7 protein-coding genes are annotated in these 6,004 nt (G+C 68.8%); 4 read left to right on the forward strand and 3 right to left on the reverse strand.

All coding sequences use genetic code 11. The features are described from left to right. The first annotated feature begins 36 nt into the window (after positions 1-36). Together C8D87_RS14855 and C8D87_RS14860 are read left to right on the forward strand one after the other, a co-directional pair. Positions 37-714, forward strand: coding sequence for an NUDIX hydrolase (locus C8D87_RS14855; protein WP_233440000.1), 678 nt, complete (start codon positions 37-39; stop codon positions 712-714). A gap of 56 nt (positions 715-770) precedes the next feature. Further along, on the forward strand, positions 771-1,835 hold the full coding sequence (locus C8D87_RS14860; protein WP_146771710.1) for a tetratricopeptide repeat protein: 1,065 nt from the start codon (positions 771-773) through the stop codon (positions 1,833-1,835). On the opposite strand, the gene C8D87_RS14865 is transcribed toward C8D87_RS14860, so the two are convergent. Together C8D87_RS14865 and C8D87_RS14870 are read right to left on the reverse strand one after the other, a co-directional pair. Further along, positions 1,836-2,843: a Gfo/Idh/MocA family protein gene (locus C8D87_RS14865; protein ID WP_109639312.1), complete on the reverse strand. Its 1,008-nt coding sequence runs from the start codon at positions 2,841-2,843 to the stop codon at positions 1,836-1,838. Between the two features lie 4 nt (positions 2,844-2,847). Continuing rightward, positions 2,848-3,555 (reverse strand): TioE family transcriptional regulator, encoded by a 708-nt coding sequence (locus C8D87_RS14870; RefSeq protein ID WP_233440001.1) that lies wholly within the window; start codon positions 3,553-3,555, stop codon positions 2,848-2,850. A gap of 79 nt (positions 3,556-3,634) precedes the next feature. Between C8D87_RS14870 and C8D87_RS14875 the strand changes: the two genes are divergently transcribed. After that, positions 3,635-4,765 carry an erythromycin esterase family protein gene (locus C8D87_RS14875; RefSeq protein ID WP_112226989.1) on the forward strand — a complete coding sequence of 377 codons (1,131 nt, stop codon included), beginning with the start codon at positions 3,635-3,637 and terminating at the stop codon, positions 4,763-4,765. Here C8D87_RS14875 and C8D87_RS14880 read toward each other — a convergent pair. Continuing rightward, positions 4,737-5,243 carry a hypothetical protein gene (locus C8D87_RS14880; RefSeq protein WP_109639314.1) on the reverse strand — a complete coding sequence of 169 codons (507 nt, stop codon included), beginning with the start codon at positions 5,241-5,243 and terminating at the stop codon, positions 4,737-4,739. The two genes, C8D87_RS14875 and C8D87_RS14880, sit on opposite strands and share 29 nt — an antisense overlap. A gap of 120 nt (positions 5,244-5,363) precedes the next feature. Between C8D87_RS14880 and C8D87_RS14885 the strand changes: the two genes are divergently transcribed. Continuing rightward, positions 5,364-5,912, forward strand: coding sequence for a hypothetical protein (locus C8D87_RS14885; protein WP_170166421.1), 549 nt, complete (start codon positions 5,364-5,366; stop codon positions 5,910-5,912). Positions 5,913-6,004: the final 92 nt, after the last annotated feature.

Genomic DNA, 6,004 nt, shown 5'->3' on the forward strand with positions numbered 1-6,004 from the left:
TGTCGTCAATCTGACGATAACCCTATACTGGGTGGTGTGTACACGCCAAGTGATTTCCCTCCCTTCGCTGTCACGGTCGACCTGGTGGTGCTGACCGTGCGGTCCGACGCGCTGTGTGCGCTGTTGGTTCGGCGAGGAGAGGCGCCGTTCCGGGGGCGGTGGGCGTTGCCGGGTGGGTTCGTGCGGGTGTCCGAGTCGGTTGACGCCGCGGCTGCGCGGGAGCTCGTCGAGGAGACCGGGGTTTCCGGGCTGCACCTGGAGCAGCTGGCCACCTACGGGGAACCCCGGCGGGATCCGCGGATGAGGGTGGTGTCGGTGGCCTACCTGGCGCTGGCGCCGGACCTGCCGGTGCCGGTGGCAGGGACGGATGCCGCGGCTGCCTCCTGGGTGCCCGTGTCGGAGGTGTCGACGTTGGCGTTCGATCACGCGCGGATCTTGAGCGACGGGGTCGAGAGGGCTCGGGCCAAGCTGGAGTACACGCCGCTCGGGACCGAGTTCTGCGGTGCCGAGTTCACGGTCGCCGAGTTGCGGCGGGTCTACGAGATCGTCTGGGGGGTTTCGCTGGACCCGCGGAACTTCCACCGGAAGGTGACCGGAGTGGACGGGTTGTTGGAGGCGACCGGCGAGACGACCACTCGCGACGGCGGACGGCCGGCGGCCTTGTTCCGGCGCGGCCCCGCGACCGCGTTGCATCCGCCGCTCGTTCGCGGCTGAGGCGCACCCGGCCACTTCCGTATCCTGAGCACCTGGCTCGGGCGGGGGAGGGCACCGTGGCTCGTCGATGGATGGACAAGCTCACCCGCTGGGCGATGCGGGATCTGGCCGGTGCCGAGGAGGTGGCGGCCCATGTGCGCCGAATGGCTGCGCGGTCCCCGCGATTCGAGCGCGACCTCACGACGGTCCTGATCCGGCTTGCGGTGCGGCAGGCCGAGGCGGACCGACGACACGACGCGCTGGCCACTCTCGCCGAGGCCGCGGAGATCTGCCGTCGCCGTGCCGCGGCGGAGCCCGCCCGGTTCGGACCCAACCTCGCCGAAGTGCTGCACCGGCAGTCGTTGTTGCACGCGGAGGTGGAACAGCGGGAGCACGCGCTGTTGGCCGCGGAACAAGCGGTCGCGCTCTACCAGCGGCTCCTGCCTCGCAACCCCGGCTGGTTCGAGCCGTTGTACGCCAATGCGCTCGGTCAGCTCGGCTTCTGCCTGTCCGACTGCGACCGCCTCGAGGAGGCGGTACCGGTGGTCGAGCACGCCGTGCGGATCGAGCGGCGCCTGGCTGTCGACTCACCCGACGAACGTCTCCCCGATCTCGCCCGCTGGCTGCACAACCTCGGTTCTTTCCTGATGAAGGCGGAGCGGTTCGAGGAGGGACTGCACGTCACCGAGGAGGCCATCCGGATCCGCGAGCGGCTGGTCGAGGACGCACCCGGTCAGCACGAGACCGCCCTCGCGGATTCCCGGCACAACCGCGAGCTGGGCCTGGCCGCTTGGACGCGGCAGGTGGAGGAACAGGCCGCGCCCGACGACGTGGTCCTCGGCCCCTATCCGTTGTGTGACACGTGCAAGCAGTTCAGTGGCGGCCTCGTGGCCGTGCGGCACCGTCAGATCCATGTGCGGGCCCATGGCAAGGAGGCCTGTGTCGACCAAGGGCTTGCCGAGATCGTGACGGGCTTGTGGGCGGTCTGCGCCACCAGGTCGTGTTGCGAGGACGAGGGCGGTAGAGCGTACGTGGTACCCGTGCCGGGGCAGGCCCCCGCCGCCGAGGAGTTCCTGGCCGGCCTCGGGGTCCGCGTCGAGAACGAAGGTGGCGTGCTCTACTTCAGACTGCCGGGCCGGTGATCAGAGGCGGACCGAGTCTCCCGTGACCGCCGACTGCTTGGCTGCCTCGATCACTTCCAGGCCCGTGACGGCGTCCTGCGGCGACACCGGCGCCACACCGGCGGCGACGGAGGCGTAGAAGTCCTGGTAGGCGCCGGGCTCGGTGCGGTGGGGCTTGCCGCGGACCATGCCCCAGTTCGACTCGGGCTCCTCGCCCCATCCGGGACCGGCCGGCGTCTCACCAGCCTTGAGGCGTTCCTCCTGCGGGTCCATGCCGTACTTCACGTAGGCGGCGTCGTGGCCGAGCACGCGGAAGCGCGGGCCCAGGTCGGCGGCCAGCGCGCTCATCCACAGGTGGGAGCGGACGCCGCCCTCGTGGGTCAGGGAGAGGAACACGTCGTCGTCGGCTCGGGCGCCAGGGCGGACGGTGGCGATTTCGGCGTGGACGGACAGCGGGCGGCCGAAGAGGGCCACGGACTGGTCGACGAGGTGCGTGCCCAGGTCGAAGAGGATGCTGCCCAGATCGGCGGGGTCGCCGGATTCCTTCCAGGAGGACTTGATTTCCGGGCGGTAGCGCTCGAAACGGGACTCGAAGCGGTGGACCGGGCCCAGGGCGTTGGTGGACAGGAGCTTTTGGACGGTCAGGAAGTCGCCGTCCCAGCGGCGGTTGTGGAACGGCACCAGCATCAGGTCTCTGGCCGCGGCGATCGAGGCCAGGGCGCGCGCTTCCGCCGCTGAGCCCGCGAAGGGCTTGTCCACCACCACGTTCAGGCCGTGTTCGAGGACCTGGCGGGCGTGGGTCGCGTGGAAGCGGTTCGGGGTGGTGATCACCACGAGGTCGAACCCTCCGGACCAGACTTCGTCCAGAGAGGACAGCAGGCGGGCTGCGGGGTAGCGCTGGGCGACCTCGGCCTGGCGGGCCGGGTTGGCGGTGACCACGGCGGAGAGTTCGAGGCCGGGGGTCGCCTCGATGAACGGGGCGTGGAAGGCGGCCCCACCTAGTCCGTAGCCGACCAGAGCTGTGCGCATGAGATCAGCCTAAGCGTCCCACGTCGTGGACCCCGGGGCGGAGCTTGCTCAGGTAGCCGTCGAGCTGCGCGGAGGCGGCCAGCATCGCGAGGCCTCGCGCGTTGAGGCGGCGCTGCCAGTCGACCAGTGCGGTGGCCAGCGTGTCGGTGCCGCCCGCGGTGCGTACCTGCTCGACCACCAAAGCTATGCGCGCCAACGGATAGCCACCACGGCGCAGGAGGTGGGCCAGTTCGGCGTCGCGCACGTCCTCTGCTCGGAACACGCGGTAACCGGCGGGGTCGCGGTCCGGGACGAGGATGCCGGCCTCCTCCCATGCGCGGAGGGTGGCCGCGGTGACGCCCAGGCGCCTGGCCAGTTCGCCGATCGAGCGTGGTTCCAGCACCGGCTCGAAGTCGGCCAGGTCGTGCACGGCGCGGCTGACGGAGTTGAGGGTTTCGCGGTCGCGGAGGAGTTGTTCGTGGCCGCGGTCGATGGTCAGGAGGACGTCGTCCAGGGCGCCGGCGTGAACCGAGCTCATGATCTGGCCGGCCACCGCGTGGCCGAAGGCGGGGATCAGGGCGATGAAGGTGCGCAACGCGGCGGCGTGGACCTCGGTGTAGACGCGGTAGCCGGACGGGGTGCGCGCGGCGGGCGGGATGAACCCGGACTGCTCGTAGTTGCGCACGGCCTGAGTCGAGATGCCGTGTTCACGGGCGAGGTCAGTTGGACGCACGATTGAGACTTTAGACGCCTTGAAGAGGAAGAATCGTGCGAAAGTTTCAACGAAGCCTTCAATGTTACGGTTGAGCCACATGAGCCAGGACATTCGTGAGTTCATCAGCCCCTTCACCGAGATCTTGGCGTTCGGCGAGCCGACGCACCTGGAGCACGCCCACACCTGGATACGCAACGAGCTGTTCGAGCAGCTGGCAGGGCTGGGCTACAGGTCGATCGCACTGGAGACCTGCCGCGTCCGTGCGGTGATGGTCAACGACTTCGTCCAGCACGGCATGGGTGACCTGGACACGGTCATGAAGGAAGGGTTCTCGCACCGGTTCGGGGAGTGGCCGGCGAACCGGGAGCTGGTCTCCTGGATGCGCGAGTACAACGCGGACAGGCCTGCGGCGGAGCGGCTGGCCTTCCACGGGTTCGACTTCCAGACCGAGACGACCAGCGCGCCCAGCCCGCGGCCCTACCTCGAGCACGCGCGCGACTACCTGGGCGAGGACGTGGATCTCGTCATCGACGACGAGGAGTGGGGCCGGGACGAGGCCGTGCTCGACTCCACCAGGTCACCCGGCAGGAGCGAGGAAGCCGTCCGGCTGCGTGAGATCGGCACCGGCATGCTCCGGCGCCTGCACGCCCGCATGCCCGAGCTGGTCGCCGACACGTCCCGCGAGGAGTGGAACAACGCCGAGCTGCACCTGACGGCTGGGCTGAGCCTGCTCAGGTACCACCGGGAGTGTGCGGAGCCGAACCCGCTGGGCGTGCGGATCACCCGGCTGTGCCAGATGCGCGACGGCGTGATGGCGCGGAACCTGCTGGAGATCCGCCGGATCGAGGCGGGCAGGGGGCCGACGTTCGTGTTCGCCCACAACGCTCACCTGCAGCGCACGAACAGTTCGATGGAGATCGCCGGCGAACGGATCGAGTGGTTCTCGGCGGGCGCGCTCGTGGCGCCGGTGCTGGGCGACCAGTACACGGTCATCGCGGGGACTCTCGGCCGCAACGACAGCTTCGGCCTGGGTGAACCGGACAAAGCCACCCTCGAAGGGCAGCTGCAGAGCCGATTCACCACCTGGGGCATGACCGGGGACAAGCCGGAGGGTGAGACCAGGAAGGACACGAAGCTCGAAATGGGCTACTTCCCGCTCGATCAGCACCTGCTGGCGGGAGTGGACGCCCTGTTGCACGTCAGGGTTGGTCGTCCAGTGACGCGGTGATCCACGGCGCGACGGGCAGGTCGCGCGTCTCGCACTCGATCGCCAGCTTCAGGGTCCACCGCAGGGCTTGTAGAACGACAGTCGCGAGCTCCTGCGGTGCCCCGTTGGCCAGGGCGATCTCGATCTGCTCCGAGGCCGCTTCCTCGTCGCCGTGCACCTCGGCCAGCAGCGCGCGGATCGCGGTGCGCACGGGCGGGTCCGCGTCGTCGATCTGGACCTCGCGGCCGTCCTCGTCGAAGACCTGCATCTTGACCGGCGTGGCGCCGCCGGAGCCGAGCGCTCCGACCATGCTGCTGCACTCGGCGAACAGCAGCAGGACCAGCTCACGGATCTCCTCGTTGCCCTCCGGCGACCCGCTGAGGTAACCGGTCACGAGGTCCACCGCCACAGCGTCCTCACCGGCCCTGGCCGCGGCCAGGGCCTCACCGGCCACGGCCGTCAGCCGTGACCAGCGATCTGGATCCTGTGGTGGTCTCACAGGTACTGCCTACCGCGCGGTGTCACGCATTCGCAATGCCCCATCTTGATCAGAGTGCTACCGGGGTATGTCACTCCGCAGGTCAATGTGTGAATCAACGAATCCACCTAGCATCGGGTGGTGTTTCGCACGCTGTACCGAACGGTGTTCGGGCCCGATCGCACTCGAGTGCTCACAAGGACGCTCGACAGGTTCCGCGTCCCCGCGTTCGCCGCGTTGATCACCTACGGGCTGATCTGGGCGATCATCGGCAGCGTCCAGTACGTCGACAGCCCAGGTGCCACGGAGCAGGGTGACGGCTGGTGGGTGCTCATCTTCTTCGCCACCCTCGGTCCGTACGTGTTGCTGATCTGGTCGCCGTTGTACGCGTGGCGACTCGCCGCCGCAGGGTTCTACTTCGTCAGCGGGCTCGTCGACTGGACCGGTGTCGCGCCGTTCCAGTACTGGACGGCGGCGCCGCTGCTGGTCGCGGTCGCCGCCTTCTACTCGCGCGGCATCGTCATCACCGTCACGGCGATCAGCGTTCTGCTGCACCAGCTCTCCGAGTACCAGAACCACACCATCGGGTTCTACATACCTGTCATCGCAGGTGCCGTGTACATGTTCGGTGCGCGCGGCCGGGCGGAACAGGAACTCGAAGAGGAACGGGCGGCCAAGGCCGCACTCTGAGGTTCACCCCGAGCAGTGGACACCGAGTTAGCAGGACCTGGGGTTCTGCTGGAAGGATGTCCTCATGCCTCCTCGTAAGCGCCGTTCGTACG

It is taken from the genome of Lentzea atacamensis (assembly GCF_003269295.1).
In the GTDB taxonomy this organism is placed as follows: domain Bacteria; phylum Actinomycetota; class Actinomycetes; order Mycobacteriales; family Pseudonocardiaceae; genus Lentzea; species Lentzea atacamensis.